Below are 17458 nucleotides of genomic sequence, written 5' to 3'. Positions count from 1 at the left end.
TCTTTTAAAACATGACAAAAGTTAGCTTCTGAAATTTTGTTAAGACAGGGCTCTATTTATATGCAAAAAATAAATCCAGAAATTAATTTAACAGCAATGTTTGAGGGTTACCTGCAAACACCTCTTTTGTGGAGCGATGCTGCCATCGGTGGTTTAAAACAGTTCCCGTTAGAACTTAAACCACCACATTTAGTCCGGCTCAAACAGCATCAAACTAGATTGCGCTTAGGAAAATGGGTTGAGAAATTTGTGACCATTCAATTAAAGCAGCATAAAAACACTAAAATTATTGCCGAAGGCCTTCAGATTAAAAAAGATAAAACAACTATTGGGGAGTTGGATATAGTATGTTTACAAAGCGGAATTCCAATACACTTAGAGGTGGTTTATAAATTCTACTTGTACGACCCTAACGTTATTACAGAAGAGCCTTTGGCTAAATGGATTGGACCAAACAGGAAAGATAATCTCCCCCTTAAGCTTAATAAGCTTATTCAAAAACAGTTACCTCTGCTTTACCACCCAAACACTACGGATTACCTCAGTAAAGCGCAAGTTTCAATAGAACACGTGAAACAATATGTTCACTTTAAAGGGCAACTTTTTTTGCCTTATGGTACAGACAAAACAAGAGGTGATAAATTAAATCAATCTTGTGTGATTGGCCATTATATAAACTTTAAACAAATAGAAATCCTAAAGGATTATCTGGTCTACATACCTAAAAAACTCGAATGGCTAATAGTGCCCCATATAGATGTTGAATGGTTGCCTTTTGATTTGGCCCTAAACATCCTAGAAATTGAAATATCACATAAACACTCTCCAATGCTATGGATTAAAAAGGGTAATGGAAAAATAGACAAATGTTTTATAACATGGTGGTAGCGCATTCCTATTATAAGCTTTATAAGCCATATGGCTATCTAAGCCAATTTATAAATAATCAAGGCCAACGGCGCAATAAAAAACTCCTTGGCAGTTTATGGGATTTTCCTGATGGCACCATGGCCGTTGGTCGTTTGGATGAAAAGTCTGAAGGATTACTGTTATTAACAACCGATGGCAAATTCAGCCATCTCATAACAAGTAAAGGAATTGAAAAGGAATATCATGTTATGGTAGACGGTGTCATCGATGAGAATTCCATACAGCAGCTGCAACACGGCGTTGAAATCTCAATTGATGGAAACCCTTATTTTACCAAGCGGTGTAAAGCAAGACTATTACATGACATATCTCATATTGAAAAGCGGTTTGTCAGGGACGATAAACATGGTCCAACATCTTGGCTGTCCATAACCTTAACTGAAGGTCGATTTAGGCAGGTAAGAAAAATGACTGCCCAGATTGGTTTTCCAACATTGAGGTTGGTTAGGGTAAGAATTGGTGATTTTAGGTTAGATGAACTAAAGCCTGGTGAAGCTAAGACTTTTAGACCTCTTAATTATTAGATGCTTCATCCTGTTGCTCCGACTTGGTCTCTTCACTTTTTGGCTGAATTAACATTTTTTCATTAATGAAAACGATTCTAGCTTTGACTCCCGTTAAAAGGTTCCATTCTTTCGAGGACACCACACTACCTTTGTCATCGTAAATAACAAACTCGGCCGTATTTGGTCCGGACTCCCCTTGGTTGAGAGCAATTATATCCACAATGTTTTTTCCTTCCTTTAGGTTGACCTCTACCCGTCGATAACTGCTGGTTAATAGTAAACTTGCCTTTACAATGTCACCGTTAACAACAACCTGTACTCTATCGCCATCGGGATATTCGTGGTCTCTACAGACTATATTTACAAATTTTGTATCAACACGATGCTCACCTAAAAATTGGTCGGACATTGTTCTTACAATCCCACCTTTGACCGCCTCTTTTTGCCAACGTTTCTCGAAAATTTCACTTGGACTTTTTAAACCGTCATTTTCAATCATGGAAAAAGGCCTTTCCGTTTCCTTTAAAATGTACTTCTTATTGTCGTCTTTAGATTTACCTTTGGATGAGTCATCCTCAAGTTTAGGTTGTGGTGCCACCTTAGCTTTAATAAGGCTAGAGTCCTTTTCTTTTTTCGATGGCTCAGCAGGAATTCGGATGGATTTTTTTACCTTATCCGTAACCTGCGAAAAAACCATAGAACCACACATCATGCAACAAAGAACACCTATGAGTTTAAGAGTTTTCACCGTTTTAATCCATTTAAATCTTACCTAAGTATAGCAACAATCATACCTTACTCAAAATAAACGTATAAAAATGGATTTCATTACAAAAAAACGTTAAAACTTACCGTTGAAACTGATCCGTAGTTTTCTGTTATATTCGTCAAAAAGCCAATCCTTGTAGTTATCAGTACTGTTCATAATGCAGTAGGAGTATTGTTTAATGCGGTACTGAATTTCGTCTTGTAGTAATTTTACAAGTTCGCGTGCCTCATAAACATCCTTGCTGTTTTCAATACATATTTTAGAATGCTGAGCAATAGATTGCTCTATGACCTTGAATGACTTCTTACCTGAATTGAGAACTTTTTTGTATTCTGCCTTTACGTCGAAGTCCAATGATTCTGAATTTTTAAAGCGTTCTTTTAACGTATCTGGCATCACATAAACGAATTCTCTTTCTAAAGATTCGTCATCCACAATATTGTCTAAATATAAATCAGGATATTTAAAAATATGCTGCCAATCTACAGGCTGGCTCCATGGACCAAACCTTGCTATGTTATTTCCTAAATCAATAACCTGAAACGTGGTTCTATCCTTATAGATACGACTGCCCCTGCCAATCATTTGAAAGAACAACGTCAAAGAACGTGTGGCCCTATTTAGTATGATTGATTCTACAGAGGGCTCATCAAATCCAGTTGTTAGGATACTTACAGAGGTCAGTACGGCATCCGGTGTATGCTTAAACCAATCTAAAATTTCTTTTCGGTCTTGTTTACTGGCCGTATTATCAAGGTGCCTCACATTATATCCTGCTTTATTAAAGGTGTAATACACTTCCTTGGAGGTGTAAATACCATTATTAAAGATTAAGGTCTTTTTATTTTTTGATAGTTCCTCATAGGCACTTAAAAGTTTAGTTTGCATTACACCGTTGGTGTAAAGCGCTTCGGATGATTTTACGGTATAGTCGCCATTAATACCAATTTTAAGCGATGTTAGTCCCACATCGTAATGGTACATTTCGGCCTCGGCCAGAAAACCATTTTTTATTAGCGTAGAAATATCGTCACCAACAATCAATTTGTCGTAATTGTCCTTCATGGGTAGCTTAATGTTGCTACTTAAAGGTGTTGCGGTAACTCCAAGAATGAAACAGTTTTCGAAAAACTTAAACAACTTCCTAAAGGAGTTGTAATGCGCCTCATCAATAATGACAAGACCTACGTTTTTTAATACAAAATCCTTATCGGATAGGCGATTGTTAAGTGTCTCAACCATTGCCACAAAGCACTGATATTCGTCTTGATCCGGTAAGGTTTTTACCTTACTGTTTATGACCTTGTTTTTAACTTTAAATCCTGATAGGACATTAGACGTTTGCTTACACAACTCAATTCTATGTGTTAGAATAACTACTTTTTTGTTGTGCTTGGCAATGTAACGTCTTACTATTTCAGAGAAAATCACTGTTTTTCCTCCACCTGTTGGTAATTGATACAAAAGATTGAAGTCCTCAGGTTCTTCATTCATAACATCAAAAATGCGATTGAGATCTTTTATCTGATAATCGTATAATCGTTTTTCTGTTGTATTGTCCTTCAATGTATCCGTAGCCATAAAAATCTTAAAACATTAATTTTGCAAAAATAGCATATTGTAAGGGTTTTTTGATGGTTTTGTTAATAACCTTTGACAAGATTGGTACCGTTATTGTATTTCCTAACTCACAAACATTTTAAATCACGGTACTATGAAATCATTTAGACGACATGCAGCAACGGTCAATGCAGGATCAATGGCAGACATTGCCTTTTTGTTACTTATGTTCTTTTTAGTAAGCACCACTATTTCTGCAGATAAAGGGATTTTACGCAAACTACCAGGTGAATGCCCCTCAAATGAGGATTGTACTAAAAATCGTCATGAACGAAACATTTTAAGGATTCACTTAAATTATGACCAAGAGATAATGATTGAAGATGACGTTGTAGAAATTTCAGATATTAGAAATCGTGTTAAGGCCTTCGCAGACAATAATGGGGCATCTTATTGTAGTTATTGTAAAGGTATAAAATCATCCCAATTTTCAGATCACCCGAAAGATGCCGTTATTTCATTAGGTTTTGACACAAAAACCAAATATGAATTGTTTATTACCGTTCAGGATGAAATTACTAAGGCTTACTACGATCTAAGGGCAGCATATGCGGAAAGAACTTTCAATAAATCGCCAGAAGAACTTACGCATAACGAATTAGAGTTGGTAAAAAAAGCCTATCCGTTGGTGATATCAGAAGTTATGGTTAAAAATTTCAATTAGCCATTGCATCTTTTTCAGGACTGCAAAATTCAATGGACACCTTTTTTTTGCCCCAATTTTTTGCTTTATCAACATCAAGGCCCATATAAATATCGATACGTTTGCGCCAGCGCTTGTTCATTTTATCCTTGACCACAAAGAGCTCATCAAAACCTTCGATTTTAACCTTTGTATTGTGAACTAAACCAGAATCTAACAGATCTCGTGATACTGCAATATAGTTTAATCCAGGTTTTAAACTATCACCAAAGGCTGTGATTTGTGGATTTGGACTTGTTTGGTATTCTAAAGAGTTATAGGCAGTTGCAGTTACCTCAATGACTTTTGAATCACAGTCCTTCCCTATCCTATTCTGGCAAGAATGGATGATGAGTAAAGCTACTAGGGTGATCAATCTGGTTGTTTTCATTATCATAAATATACTACAAAACGTTAAAATATGTTAATTAAGTATTATGTTATGCAAAGTACTGTAACAAATTCATAACTGTGTCGTCTATATAGTGTAATCAATTAAAAACAAACAATTATGAGAACTTTAAACAACAATCAGCTTACAAACAATTTTAGTGAAACTAAAGCTTGTATATGGAACAAAAGGAGACGTTACAGATAACAAGCATTAAACATCAATCAATAAATCGAACAGTTATGAGAACTTTAAACAACAATCAGCTTACAGGGAGTTTTGCAGAATCCAAGACTCACGAGTGGAACAAACGAAGACGTTATAGATAATTACGTTAAACATCAATCAATAAATCAAACAGTTATGAGAGCCTTAAGTAAAATTGTCAATACATCTAATAGTTTAGATGATGACTTAACAAATTTAAAGTTATGGGATTAACCTTTAACGTTTACAGGATGTAAAAAGCCGGCATGACAGCCGGCTTTTTGATTTTTTCTACTTTTTTAGTTTACTTTTATCTGTTTTATTGGCTTCTTTTTTGCCTCGTCTCTTTTAGGCAAAACAACACGTAATATGCCATCGTTATAACTAGCATTTATTTTTTCTGTTTGGACAGTTTCTGGTAACGTGAATGTGCGCTTGAACGAAGCATATCCAAATTCTCTTCGAGTAAAAGTTTTACTATCATCTTCATGCTCTGATTGACGTTCTGCTGATATTGATAAAAGCATATTGTCTATGCTGATATCAAAATCTGATTTCTTCAATCCTGGAACAGCCATTTCTACAATATAATCCTCGTCGTTGTCGATAATATTCACTGCAGGTAATGTTATACCTGTATTGAAATTAGACATAAATTCGCCGTTAAAACTACTATTGATAATGTCATCAATCCAAGAGGACATGCGTGGTAATGTTCTAAATCCTAAACCTGAATTTGATTCACTACCATTTTTTAAAGTTGGAATTAAATTACTCATAAGATTTACATTTAAGTTAAACATTTTTTACACATAGAGGCAAAAAGAATACCAAGTCAAATACACTGAAAAAATTTCAGATTATATGACAAAATTACAGTTAATGCGTTGTTTTATAGGGTAGTATTAGCACTATTAGTAGGCTGCCAACTCTAATAATGCTTTCTCAAATCTAGCTTTCGGTAAATACTGCTCTTCCAATTGCGATGCAAAGGGAATAGGGGTTTCCAAACTAGCCACACGCTTTACGGGTGCATCGAGATATTTAAAACAATGCTCCATTATAAGAGCTGAAATATCACTAGAAATGCCACCAAAAAGGGAATCTTCTTGAAGAATTATCGCCTTGCCTGTTTTCTTTACCGAATTAAACAATGCCTCCTCATCCAAGGGCTGAAGTGTTCTTAAATCAATGAGGTCTGCCGAAATATCAGGATGGGCATCTAAACTCGCTAAAGCCCAGTGTACGCCAGCACCATAGGTGATGATCGTAATATCCTCGCCTTCCCTAATTAGTGAGGCCTGTCCAAAAGGTAATGTAAAATAATCGGTGGGTACCTCTTGTCTAATGTTGCGATACAGTGCTTTATGCTCAAAAAACATAACAGGATTTGGGTCGTTAATGGCCATAGCCAATAACCCCTTGGCGTCATGAGGAAATGCAGGATACACCACTTTTAATCCAGGAGTTTTGGTAAACCAGGCTTCATTGGTCTGTGAATGGAAAGGTCCGGCCGCTACCCCACCACCGCAAGGCATCCTAATAACAACATCAGCATTTTGTTGCCAGCGATAAAAGGATTTTGCCAAATAATTAACGATGGGATTAAACCCAGACGTAACAAAGTCCGAAAACTGCATTTCCACAACCGCTTTCATTCCGGCAATGGATAAGCCCATTGCGGCTTCGACAATAGCAGATTCGCATATCGGTGTATTTCTAACGCGGTCTTTGCCGAATTTCTGTACAAAGCCTTCGGTTATTTTAAAAACACCGCCATATTCTGCTATATCCTGACCCATAATAACTAGGTCGTCGTGCTTTAGCATTGACTGCTTAAGACCTTCAGATATAGCATCCACCAATCTTAATTCTTTTGTTTCTTTATTTGGCTTAATATGTTCAAAATCAAAATCTTTATAAACATCATGTAATTCTTTGCTTTCATCGGGTACAATAGCCTCTTCAGCATATGCCGACTCTAGGGCCTCCTCTATTTCCGTCTTAATATCATTGTGATAGGTCTCATCAGTAATAGGATCTAGGATTTTCTTAGCGTAGAGATAACTTCTGAAATTTTCGATGGGGTCTTTGGCTTCCCAGTCTTCCATCAATTCTTTGGGGACATATTTGGTGCCACTCGCTTCTTCATGACCGCGCCGCCTAAACGTTTTAAACTCAATGAGGATTGGCCTTGGACGTTTTCTAATGCTTTCGACTAATTTTTTAACCTTAGTATAGGTTTCTATAATATTATTGCCGTCTAAGATAAAGGACTCTATACCATACCCTTTACCGCGATCAGCCAAGTGCTTGCAATGGTATTGTTCATTGGTTGGTGTTGATAAGCCATAACCATTGTTTTCTATACAGAATAATACGGGTAATTGCCAAACCGAAGCTACGTTAAGAGCTTCGTGGAAATCACCTTCACTAGTGCCGCCTTCGCCGGTAAATACAGCGGTCACCTGACCATTGCTCTTCAGTAAGTTGGCCAGAGCAATTCCGTCAGCCACGCCTAATTGCGGGCCAAGGTGAGAAATCATACCCACGATATTATAATCTTGCGTACCAAAATGAAATGAGCGGTCTCTACCATTGGTAAAACCACTGGCCTTTCCTTGCCATTGGCTAAACAAACGGTGCAACGGAATTTCTCGGGTTGTAAATACACCGAGGTTTCGATGCATAGGTAATATATATTCGCTTGTTTTAAGGGCCATGGTAACACCAACTGCTATGGCCTCTTGACCTATACCAGAAAACCACTTAGATATCTTACCTTGACGTAATAATATGAGCATCTTTTCTTCTATAAGCCTAGGCTTTAACATGTTGTAGTAAAGCTTCAATAAGGTCTTATCACTTAAGTTCCGTTTATCGTAGTCGATATTACTTTTGGTTATTGTGGGCATAAATTAATCCTTCTGTATAGTTCAAATGTAAGTAAAATTGATACAATATGGTACGCGCGGCTTTTTTTTGTGTGCAATACTAAGTGCAATTTTTAGTACTATTTTGGTTAGATTTGTATATTACTATAAATTTTTAATTTCATGGATAGAATACCAAGCGTAGATTTGACCGATTTTATTTCGGGAGACCCTCAGCGCAAGCAAAAATTCATAAATGACATAGGAAAGGCGTATGAAGACATCGGTTTTGTGGCTTTAAAGGGGCATTTTTTAGAAGACCAATTGGTTGATAAACTCTATGCGGAGGTAAAAAACTTCTTCAAACTTCCTGTCGAGGTAAAAAAGCGTTATGAAATTCCCGGAATCGGTGGCCAAAGAGGATATGTATCTTTTGGAAAGGAAAGTGCTAAAGGAAAAAAGGAGGGCGATTTAAAAGAATTTTGGCATTTTGGACAATACGTGGAGGATAATGACGAACTTCGAAAAGAATATCCAGAAAATGTAGAAGTCAAGGAATTACCAGAATTCAATAGAATAGGTAAGGAAACCTACAGGATGTTGGAGAAAACCGCCAAATATGTATTAAGGGCCCTAGCCTTACATTTAGGATTAAAGGAAACCTATTTTGATGATTACATACATAACGGCAATTCCATTCTCCGTCCTATTCATTACCCACCAATTACGGAAGAACCAAAGAATGCAGTGCGAGCTGCGGCCCATGGCGATATTAATCTTATTACCCTGCTTATGGGAGCTCAAGGGCGAGGATTACAAGTACAACGCCACGACGGCGTGTGGATTGACGCTATTGCGGAGCCAGATGAATTAATGATCAATGTTGGTGATATGCTATCACGACATACCAATAATAAATTAAAGTCAACAATTCACAGAGTCATTAATCCACCACGTGAGCTTTGGGGAACGTCGCGATACTCTATACCTTTTTTTATGCACCCCATTAGCAGCATGAAATTAGACGTACTTGAAAGTTGTATTGACAAAGATCACCCCAAACAATTTGAGGATATTACGGCTGGAGAATTTTTAAATGAACGTTTGGTAGAATTAGGTCTTATTAAAAAATAACAGGCCTAACAATTTATATTAGTTTAATGGATTTAAAAGATCAATTAAAGAATTTGTTTCCCGATCACGTTCCTGAGATAACGGAACACCATAATAATGACCAAAATGACCTCTGGCTACAGGACGACCCTATTATTTGCAAATATGAAAAACGGAAGGGTAAGCCCATTACTATTTTAGAAGGTTACACCGGAGCCACACAAGATTTTAAAAAACTGGCAAAGGAATTAAAGACAGCCTTAAGTGTTGGTGGTAGTTTTAAGGACGATAAGATTATTATTCAAGGGGATTACCGTGAAAAAATCATGGAAATCTTAAAGGATAAGGGGTTTCAAGTGAAACGTGTTGGAGGCTAAAGGGTTATGGCTAAACGTATTCTACATATTACAAATGGGAGTAATCTAACGGATTATTTAAGGGATTTAGATTTTGAGGATGAAATTTTAACCTGGCAAGAAATGCTGTGTGAAGGGCCAACTATACCTTCAATAAACTCAACTGAATTTTTTGAGGTGCGTGCTAGTTTCTTAAAATCATATTACAACATAGAGGTTAATAACTCGGAGCTTCAAAAGGAATTAGAGAAATTGGATGATGCCGATAGGTATGATGAAATTAATCTATGGTTTGAATTTGATTTGTTCTGTCATATCAATCTTTTGGGGGTTATAAACCTCCTGCACCAAAAAGAAATCAATAAACCACTTTATCTAATTTCTAGTGGACGCGTAGAAGGCGAAAAAAACCTTATGGGTTTGTGTGAGCTTTCACCTGTACAATTGCGAAATCATTATAAGGATAAGGTACGTCTGACCGATGACGATAAAGATTTAGCCATTACCCTATGGCGTACCTATTGCGGCAAGGATCACAATATATTTAAGCCTTATATAGTTAAGAAATCCAATTTTACCTATATGAGTAATTGTTTAAAGGCCCATCTCAAAAGGTTTCCACATCAGAAAAGCGGACTTAGCGTTTTAGAAGCCAACATATTGCGGATAGTAAAGGATAACCATGTAAAATCAGAACATCATTTATTGGGCTACAGCCTAAATTATCAAGGCTATTATGGCTTTAGTGATATTCAGCTGAAACGTATCATAAGTAAACTATCCTTGTTCTTTGATGTCACTGAAGATGGTGTAGAACTCAACAGAAAAGGGCACGAAGCACTATTGAAACGGTATAATTACGCTTCAGAAATCAATAATGATATGACCTACGGTGGCGTTAATCGATTAGAATTTCAATTTAGTGTAGAAGAAAATAAACTTGTAAAAACCATTTTTAATGGCAATTAAGGACTCTGAGTTAATATTAAATCCAGATGGTAGCGTTTATCATCTAAATCTCAAGCCAGAAAATATTTCAGACACCATCATTTTTGTCGGTGATCAGGACAGGGTTGAGAAAATAACCAATTACTTTGAGAGTATAGAGTTCAGTACACAAAAGCGCGAATTTAAAACCCAAACAGGCTATTATAAGGACAGGCGAATCACTGTTATTTCCACGGGTATTGGTCCCGATAATATTGACATCGTCTTAAATGAGTTAGATGCCCTTGTGAATATTGATTTAAAAACGCGCAAACCAAAAACCGATCTCACCAGTCTTAACATCATAAGAATTGGTACATCTGGCTCCTTGCAGGCCGATATTCCTGTTGATGGCTTTTTAATGAGTACTCATGGATTGGACGTTAATGGTATGCTCCACTTTTACCAAATAGCAGGCATTAGTAATCCTGAAATTGAAGATGCCTTCATTCAGCATACGGGTTGGGATAAAAACAAAGCACGACCTATCATTATCTCAAATAGTAAGTACTTACAAAAGTACTTTGAAAGTGATACTATTTTTCAGGGTATGACCGGAACTGCAGGTGGATTTTACGGCCCACAGGGCAGAGTATTACGACTGCCTTTATTTGATCCTAATCTTAATACTAAACTAGAACGTTTCAACTACAAGGAATTCCGTATAACCAATTTTGAAATGGAGACCTCTGTTATTTACGGATTGTCTAAACTATTAGGGCACGAGGCCCTCTCCCTGAATGCCATTATTGCCAATCGTGCAACGGGTAGGTTCAGTAAAAACCCTAAAAAAACAGTCGAAAAATTAATCCTGTACACCTTAGAGCGTATAGTGAACATTTAAGAATTTAGTATAGGAATTATAAACGATAAAATGAAGAAAGTCAATATTGGTGGTGTGCCAGAGCATTTTAATTTAGCGTGGTACTTAACTCTTAAGAATGGTGAATACAAAACTGAAGACATTAATTTAAGATGGCATGATTATTACGGCGGTACTGGAGACATGTGCCAAGGTTTAAGGTCAGGCGATATCGATATTGCAGTTATTCTTACAGAAGGTATAGTTAAAGACATCATAGCTGGCAATCCTTCAAAAATTGTTCAAACATTTGTACAGACACCTTTGATTTGGGGCATTCATGTTGATGCCAAATCACCATTTAAAACTATTGAAGACATAAAAGGTAAAAATGCTGCCATAAGTAGATATGGTTCAGGGTCTCATCTCATGGCCTACATCAACGCCAAGAATAATGGCTGGGATTTAGAACAGGACCTCCGCTTTGAAGTGGTTAAGAACTTAGACAATGCCATTAAAACTTTACAAGGAGGTAAAGCCGATTATTTTATGTGGGAAAAATTTACCACAAAACCTATCGTTGATGATGGTGTCTTCAGACGGATTGGCAATTGTCCTTCACCATGGCCATGTTTTGTTATAGCGGTTAGTAACGATTTTATAGACAACCATAAGGATGATTTAGAAACTATATTGCGCATTATCAACGAAACGACACGGGAGTTTAAGTATATTCCTAGTATAGACAAAACCATAGCCATTAGGTACGAACAGGATATAAATGACGTTCAAGAATGGCTATCCCTCACCGAATGGTCACAAGAATTAATTGATGAACCCACTTTAGATATGGTTCAAAAGGAGCTTTATAATCTCAGCATAATTCCTGAGGTTTTACCTTACGATCAATTGACCTATAGCATCTGATTAACCAATGCTATTTGTATCTTTATGAAGAGGGTTTTCTTTAAAAGCTATTGCTTTTGCAAAGATTTACATGTTATTTAATTGAAAATCAGTATAATGCACCGAATTCCTACTGTTACTTTTAGTTTTTCAAAATTTTAGTTACATTTGTTATACACAGAATACTACTAATTAATTAATCAACCAAAACTGTATGATTTTAACGATTGTTCTTATTTTATCTTTTTTAGTTGCTCTTAATTTTTTCCTTTTATTTTTTAGTTGCAATAAAACCACAAAGACCATAGACAATCATAAGGCTGTAAATCTTAATAAGGTAAAGCGCTCTATAGCGACCAATCAATTACCTTCTCGCCAGCTTGCTCCAACAGGGAGTTAGTTTTTCTAAAATGTTTATTACCAAACCAATAGCCCCTATTAGCACTTAAGGGGGAAGGGTGTCCAGATTCCAAAACATGATGTTTATTTAGGTCAATAAGACGTTTCTTTTTTCGGGCATATCCACCCCAAAGCAGAAAGACGACATTGTTTTTTTTCTCACTTATTATTTTAATAACTGTATCGGTGAACAACTCCCAGCCCTTTCCTTGGTGACTTCCAGCTTGATGAGCTCTTACCGTTAGGGTGGCATTTAATAGTAATACCCCTTGGTCTGCCCAAGGCATCAAATTACCACTGCTAGGGTATGGAATCCCTAAATCCTGTTCTATTTCCTTAAATATATTTACAAGTGAAGGCGGATGGCTAATCCCATCGTTAACAGAAAAGCATAAGCCATTGGCTTGGCCAGGACCATGATACGGGTCTTGGCCTATTACAACCACTTTGGCGTTTTCAAACGGACAGTGGTCGAAGGCATTAAAAATATCAGTCCCCTTAGGAAAACATTGGTGATGCCTGTACTCAAGCTTAACAAAGTCAACCAAATCCTTAAAATAAGGCTTAGCAAATTCAGACTGTAAATACGGTGTCCAACTTGGATGAATGTCTACTTGCATTCTAAATTAATTTTATCAAAAATAAGGATTCCAAAAGTAAAGTTAAGTACTAGGCATATCCTCTGATTTACCCTAAATTTGCATTCTGAAAGCGTGACTTCATGATAAGCATACATGAAAAAACCTTAAAAGACTTAGAGTTTTCAACGGTTTTAAAACAAATTAGCGAACATAGCCTAACCGAATTGGGGAGCACGGCGGTGCTTAATATTTTGCCCTATAATGATAAAGACAAACTAGCTAGGGAACTGGCTTATGTAAACGAGTACCTATCTTCATTTGAAAATGACAATCGCATTCCAAATCATGGGTTTGAAACCATAAGTAAGGAGCTAAAGCTTTTAAAAATTGAAAATACCTTTCTCGAAACACCAAGCCTAAAAAAAATAGTAAGTACCTCTTTAACGGTAAACAGCATTCTGAAGTTTCTGGATAAGTTTAAGGATTATTACCCAAAGCTTCAGCAATACGCCAGCAGTATAGAAATCACGGAGACCGTCATTGAACAAATTGATATTGTTGTCGATCGATTTGGCGATATCAAAGATAATGCTTCACCGCAATTGGCCGAGCTTAGACGCTCTATAAACAAAATCAAGGGTAAGATCAATAGCAGCTTTTCTTCGGCGTTGAACACTTACCACAACTTAGATTATTTGGATGAGATACGTGAATCTGTGGTCGATAATAAGCGTGTTTTAGCCGTAAAAGCCATGTATCGTCGAAAAGTTAAGGGTGCCATTATGGGTGGCAGTAAGACGGGAAGCATTGTTTACATAGAGCCTGAAACCACATTACAATACTCTAGGGAACTCAATAATTTGGAATACGAGGAAAAGGAAGAGGTGGTTAAGATTCTTAAATCCCTTACAGACTATATCCGACTTTATTTACCCCTTCTCACAAGTTACCAGGACTTTCTAACTCGTATCGATGTTATTTCAGCAAAGGCTAAATATGCGCAAAGCATGAGTGCTATTTTACCTGAAATTACGGAGGATAGAACTGTATTCATGAAAGATGCGTATCACCCACTCCTCTATTTAACCAACAAGGAGAAGCACGAAAAAACATTTCCCCAAACTATTCATTTAAGCGAAGACAGTAGGATTATTGTGATTTCTGGGCCGAATGCAGGAGGAAAAAGTATTACCCTAAAGACCGTAGGGCTGCTGCAAACCATGCTACAGAGTGGTATGCTCATACCTGTACACGAACGCAGTAAAGTATGCTTATTTGACAGAATTGTCAGTGATATCGGTGACAACCAATCTATAGAAAATCATTTAAGTACCTACAGTTATCGGTTAAAACAAATGAACTACTTTCTAAAGAAGGTTAATAAAAATACCTTGTTTTTAATAGATGAATTTGGGACCGGTAGCGACCCTGAATTAGGTGGTGCCTTAGCTGAAACCTTTTTAGAGTTATTTTACGAGCGCGGTGCCTATGGCATAATTACAACACACTATTCAAATCTCAAACTGTTGGCAAACGAATTACCACATATGACCAATGCCAATATGTTATTTAATGAGAAAAGTCTAGAGCCCATGTACAAACTGGTCACTGGACAGGCCGGAAGTTCCTTCACCTTCGAAGTTGCGCAGAAAAATGGTATACCCTACAGTTTAATCAATAAATCAAAAAAGAAGATTGAACGCGGGAAAGTACGATTTGATGCTACCATTGCAAAGCTCCAAAAGGAACGCAGTAAGTTAGAGCGCACGGAACGCTCCCTTAAGGAAAATGAGAAAAAGAAGCTGTCCGAGGCTGAACGGTTAGAGGAAACCAATATCAAAATTCAGAAAAAACTCGAGAGCTTTCAGGAGTTATATGATAGCAACCAACGACTTATTTACTTAGGGCAAAAGGTAAACGATTTGGCCGAAAAATTCTTTGACAACAAACGCAAGCGCGAACTGATGAACGAACTTTTTAGATTGGTGCAAATAGAGAATGCCAAACGAAAAAAGATGTCAGCCAAACAAAAACGTGCCGAAAAGGCCAAAGAAAAACAAATACAACAAGAGGCCGAAAAAAAGGTTGATGTCATCCGTAAAAAGAAAAAAGAAGCCAAGAAGAAAGAGGTCGTCGTGGAAAAACCAAAACCTATCCTTAAGGTTGGCGATCGCGTACGTATGCACGATGGTCGTGCGGTCGGTAGTATTGATTCTATTGAAAAGAACAAAGCCAATGTCAACTACGGGATGTTTACGACCAATGTAAGCTTAGATCTTTTAGAATTGGTTGAAGCCATCTAATAACCCGTTAAGCGGTTTTTAAGCGTCATTTTAGGGGTAAACTCACGATTGGGGATTGTATGTCCAAAACCTTAGACTTGATGTATAGCAAAAGCTTTAGTATCTTTAGTTCGTCTTAATACCTTTATTCCAATCTGTTATGAAAAAAACCACCTTTATTATACTAGCTGCCCTATTATTCCAATTCGGTTTTTCACAACAAACAAAACTCATTGATAGTCTAAAACTGGAATTAAAAAACAGAAGTGAAAATGACTCCGTTAAAGTCGCCATCTTAACCCTACTTCACGAAAAATTGATGTTTTCGCAACCGGAAGAAGCCAAACAGTACGCCTTACAAGAATTAGAAATTTCAAAAAAAATTAATTACATCAAAGGTCTAGGTGTAGGTAATATGCACCTTGGCAACTACCATTCTAACAGAGGTGAGAACGACTCTGCTCTATATTATTACAATATAGGAAAACAATATTTTAAAGCTATAAATAGTACCAGAGGTATCATCTTCATCAATCACTCTATATCAGATATCAAACGACTCAATGGGGAAATGGATGAAGCTATTGCACTCACAAAGGAAACCTTACAATCCATAAAAGACAATGAAGCCGATGGCGATTTAAAGACCAAATTTATTGGTGCTCAACATAATTCATTAGCTAACATATACATTGAAAAGGGTAGTTATAAATTGGCACTAGAAGAAGCCCTTGCCGCATTAAAGTGTTTTGAAGACATTAATCATGAATCAAGAAAAGCAGATGTGTTGAAGCAAATCGGTGATATTGAATCTGCCCTTGGGAATCATAGTTCTTCGATTGATTATTTTCAACAGGCCATCGATATATACAAAAAGCTCGATGATAAAATTTACGCGGCCTATGCGCATAACTCTTTGGGAATTTCTTTTCAAAACCTAAATAACTATGATGAAGCTAAAAGACAATTTGATTTAGCTATTGAAAATTCTAGAGCTGTTGAAAATAAAATGTCACTTTCAAACAGTATGCATAATCTTGCGGAATTAGAATTGATGAATAAAAATTACACCAAGGCAAAGACGCTACTCAATGAAGCAAAGACAATTACAGAAACTGAAAACCTTCAATTGGGTTTGGCCAATGCCTATAACGGATTATCAAAAATCGATTATGAATTAAACGACTTGTCAAGTGCTTTAAGCTACAATGATAAGGCGATTTCAATTACTAAATCTATGGGCGCACTACCCTATTTAGCAGATTTTTACAAACTCCAGTCGGACATTCTCTTGAAATCCAAAAAGGCTGACCCTGCAATCTATTATTTAAAAGAATCCCAAAAGATAAAGGACAGCTTGTTCAATATTAAGAAGTCACAACAAATTGAAGAGCTAAAAACTATCTATGAGACCGACAAGAATAAAGCTAAGATAGCACTTCAAAATGAGGAAATAAAAACTTTAAATGCCCAGGCTCAAAATGATAAGCTGACCAAAACCATCTATAGCATTGGGATGTTTTCGTTTCTAGCTATTTCGGGTCTGCTCTATTTTGGATTTAAACAGCGCATGAAAAAAAATAAGATAGAGCGCCAAAAGCAAGAAGAAATCTACAAGCAAGAGATTGAATTTAAGAAGAAGGAACTCGCCTCCCAAACCCTTCATTTGGTTCAGAAAAATACCTTTATACAAGAATTAAAGGAGAATTTAGAAAAGATCAAACAATCGCCCGAATTATTTAAAGTTGAGTTTAGACGTCTGGTGATGCTCTTAAGAAAAGAAAGTGCGGAAGATAAGGATTGGGAGGTCTTTAAATCCTATTTCTCTGAGGTACATAATAATTTTGATGTTAAAATTAAGGAAATGGCCAGTGATATATCTGAAAAGGACATACGTCTTGCGTCTTTTTTACGTATGAAACTTTCTACAAAGGAAATAGCCTCAATGCTCAATGTGTTGCCCGATAGTGTCACTAAATCGAAGTACCGTTTAAAAAAGAAACTTGAACTGGACAAGGATGTGGATTTAACGGAATTTTTAAATACCCTATAGA

Annotated in this window: 16 protein-coding genes; 10 read left to right on the top strand and 6 right to left on the bottom strand. The window is 36.7% G+C overall.

What is annotated here, in order from left to right:
• Positions 1-60: 60 nt before the first annotated feature.
• Entirely contained in the window at positions 61-888 is an 828-nt protein-coding gene (locus tag CA834_RS08190; protein ID WP_094968214.1) for a DUF1853 family protein, read from the top strand.
• Positions 867-1454 carry a pseudouridine synthase gene (locus tag CA834_RS08185; protein ID WP_094968213.1) on the top strand — a complete coding sequence of 196 codons (588 nt, stop codon included), beginning with the start codon at positions 867-869 and terminating at the stop codon, positions 1452-1454. Before CA834_RS08190 ends, CA834_RS08185 begins: the two co-directional genes overlap by 22 nt.
• Here CA834_RS08185 and CA834_RS08180 read toward each other — a convergent pair.
• A complete protein-coding gene (locus CA834_RS08180) occupies positions 1444-2184 on the bottom strand; it encodes a hypothetical protein (protein WP_133085474.1) in 741 nt (246 codons plus the stop codon). The two genes, CA834_RS08185 and CA834_RS08180, sit on opposite strands and share 11 nt — an antisense overlap.
• 93 nt (positions 2185-2277) lie before the next feature.
• The gene (locus tag CA834_RS08175) at positions 2278-3786 is read right to left on the bottom strand and encodes a DEAD/DEAH box helicase (RefSeq protein ID WP_094968211.1); all 1509 of its coding nucleotides are present in this window, start codon (positions 3784-3786) and stop codon (positions 2278-2280) included.
• Between the two features lie 133 nt (positions 3787-3919).
• Between CA834_RS08175 and CA834_RS08170 the strand changes: the two genes are divergently transcribed.
• Entirely contained in the window at positions 3920-4489 is a 570-nt protein-coding gene (locus tag CA834_RS08170; RefSeq protein WP_094968210.1) for an ExbD/TolR family protein, read from the top strand.
• Here CA834_RS08170 and CA834_RS08165 read toward each other — a convergent pair.
• The 3 genes from CA834_RS08165 to CA834_RS08155 form a co-directional block, all read right to left on the bottom strand.
• Entirely contained in the window at positions 4482-4898 is a 417-nt protein-coding gene (locus tag CA834_RS08165; RefSeq protein ID WP_094968209.1) for a 3D domain-containing protein, read from the bottom strand. The genes CA834_RS08170 and CA834_RS08165 overlap by 8 nt on opposite strands.
• A gap of 506 nt (positions 4899-5404) precedes the next feature.
• Positions 5405-5884, bottom strand: coding sequence for an Hsp20/alpha crystallin family protein (locus CA834_RS08160; protein ID WP_094968483.1), 480 nt, complete (start codon positions 5882-5884; stop codon positions 5405-5407).
• Between the two features lie 135 nt (positions 5885-6019).
• Entirely contained in the window at positions 6020-8020 is a 2001-nt protein-coding gene (locus tag CA834_RS08155; protein ID WP_094968208.1) for an alpha-ketoacid dehydrogenase subunit alpha/beta, read from the bottom strand.
• 141 nt (positions 8021-8161) lie between these two features.
• Between CA834_RS08155 and CA834_RS08150 the strand changes: the two genes are divergently transcribed.
• The 5 genes from CA834_RS08150 to CA834_RS08130 are packed head-to-tail and all read left to right on the top strand — an operon-like array spanning position 8162 to position 12163.
• Entirely contained in the window at positions 8162-9112 is a 951-nt protein-coding gene (locus tag CA834_RS08150) for an isopenicillin N synthase family dioxygenase (RefSeq protein ID WP_094968207.1), read from the top strand.
• A 26-nt stretch (positions 9113-9138) separates the two neighbouring features.
• Complete coding sequence (locus CA834_RS08145) at positions 9139-9468, top strand: translation initiation factor (protein ID WP_094968206.1); 330 nt, start codon at positions 9139-9141, stop codon at positions 9466-9468.
• Positions 9469-9474: 6 nt separating this feature from the next.
• On the top strand, positions 9475-10416 hold the full coding sequence (locus CA834_RS08140) for a DUF1835 domain-containing protein (protein WP_094968205.1): 942 nt from the start codon (positions 9475-9477) through the stop codon (positions 10414-10416).
• Positions 10406-11278, top strand: coding sequence for a nucleoside phosphorylase (locus CA834_RS08135; RefSeq protein ID WP_094968204.1), 873 nt, complete (start codon positions 10406-10408; stop codon positions 11276-11278). The genes CA834_RS08140 and CA834_RS08135 overlap by 11 nt, the downstream gene beginning before the upstream one ends.
• Positions 11279-11308: 30 nt before the next feature.
• Positions 11309-12163: a substrate-binding domain-containing protein gene (locus CA834_RS08130; protein ID WP_094968203.1), complete on the top strand. Its 855-nt coding sequence runs from the start codon at positions 11309-11311 to the stop codon at positions 12161-12163.
• A 326-nt stretch (positions 12164-12489) separates the two neighbouring features.
• Here the strand turns inward: CA834_RS08130 and CA834_RS08125 are convergent, their stop codons facing one another.
• Positions 12490-13161 (bottom strand): uracil-DNA glycosylase, encoded by a 672-nt coding sequence (locus CA834_RS08125; RefSeq protein ID WP_094968202.1) that lies wholly within the window; start codon positions 13159-13161, stop codon positions 12490-12492.
• 101 nt (positions 13162-13262) lie between these two features.
• Between CA834_RS08125 and CA834_RS08120 the strand changes: the two genes are divergently transcribed.
• Positions 13263-15425, top strand: coding sequence for an endonuclease MutS2 (locus tag CA834_RS08120; RefSeq protein WP_094968201.1), 2163 nt, complete (start codon positions 13263-13265; stop codon positions 15423-15425).
• A 139-nt stretch (positions 15426-15564) separates the two neighbouring features.
• Positions 15565-17457, top strand: a complete 1893-nt coding sequence (locus CA834_RS08115) for a tetratricopeptide repeat protein (protein ID WP_094968200.1) — start codon at positions 15565-15567, stop codon at positions 17455-17457.
• Position 17458: the final 1 nt, after the last annotated feature.

Origin of the sequence: Winogradskyella aurantia, from assembly GCF_002266855.1 — a bacterium.
GTDB lineage: Bacteria > Bacteroidota > Bacteroidia > Flavobacteriales > Flavobacteriaceae > Winogradskyella > Winogradskyella aurantia.
This window is presented reverse-complemented; position numbering and strand designations above follow the sequence as displayed.

Coding starts and splice junctions, on each gene's coding strand:
- CA834_RS08185 (WP_094968213.1), top strand. CDS start 867: ATGTTTTATAACATGGTGGTAGCGCATTCCTATTATAAGCTTTATAAG.
- CA834_RS08175 (WP_094968211.1), bottom strand. CDS start 3,786: ATGGCTACGGATACATTGAAGGACAATACAACAGAAAAACGATTATAC.
- CA834_RS08150 (WP_094968207.1), top strand. CDS start 8,162: ATGGATAGAATACCAAGCGTAGATTTGACCGATTTTATTTCGGGAGAC.
- CA834_RS08115 (WP_094968200.1), top strand. CDS start 15,565: ATGAAAAAAACCACCTTTATTATACTAGCTGCCCTATTATTCCAATTC.
- CA834_RS08135 (WP_094968204.1), top strand. CDS start 10,406: ATGGCAATTAAGGACTCTGAGTTAATATTAAATCCAGATGGTAGCGTT.
- CA834_RS08145 (WP_094968206.1), top strand. CDS start 9,139: ATGGATTTAAAAGATCAATTAAAGAATTTGTTTCCCGATCACGTTCCT.
- CA834_RS08165 (WP_094968209.1), bottom strand. CDS start 4,898: ATGAAAACAACCAGATTGATCACCCTAGTAGCTTTACTCATCATCCAT.
- CA834_RS08130 (WP_094968203.1), top strand. CDS start 11,309: ATGAAGAAAGTCAATATTGGTGGTGTGCCAGAGCATTTTAATTTAGCG.
- CA834_RS08170 (WP_094968210.1), top strand. CDS start 3,920: ATGAAATCATTTAGACGACATGCAGCAACGGTCAATGCAGGATCAATG.
- CA834_RS08190 (WP_094968214.1), top strand. CDS start 61: ATGCAAAAAATAAATCCAGAAATTAATTTAACAGCAATGTTTGAGGGT.
- CA834_RS08125 (WP_094968202.1), bottom strand. CDS start 13,161: ATGCAAGTAGACATTCATCCAAGTTGGACACCGTATTTACAGTCTGAA.
- CA834_RS08160 (WP_094968483.1), bottom strand. CDS start 5,884: ATGAGTAATTTAATTCCAACTTTAAAAAATGGTAGTGAATCAAATTCA.
- CA834_RS08120 (WP_094968201.1), top strand. CDS start 13,263: ATGATAAGCATACATGAAAAAACCTTAAAAGACTTAGAGTTTTCAACG.
- CA834_RS08140 (WP_094968205.1), top strand. CDS start 9,475: ATGGCTAAACGTATTCTACATATTACAAATGGGAGTAATCTAACGGAT.
- CA834_RS08155 (WP_094968208.1), bottom strand. CDS start 8,020: ATGCCCACAATAACCAAAAGTAATATCGACTACGATAAACGGAACTTA.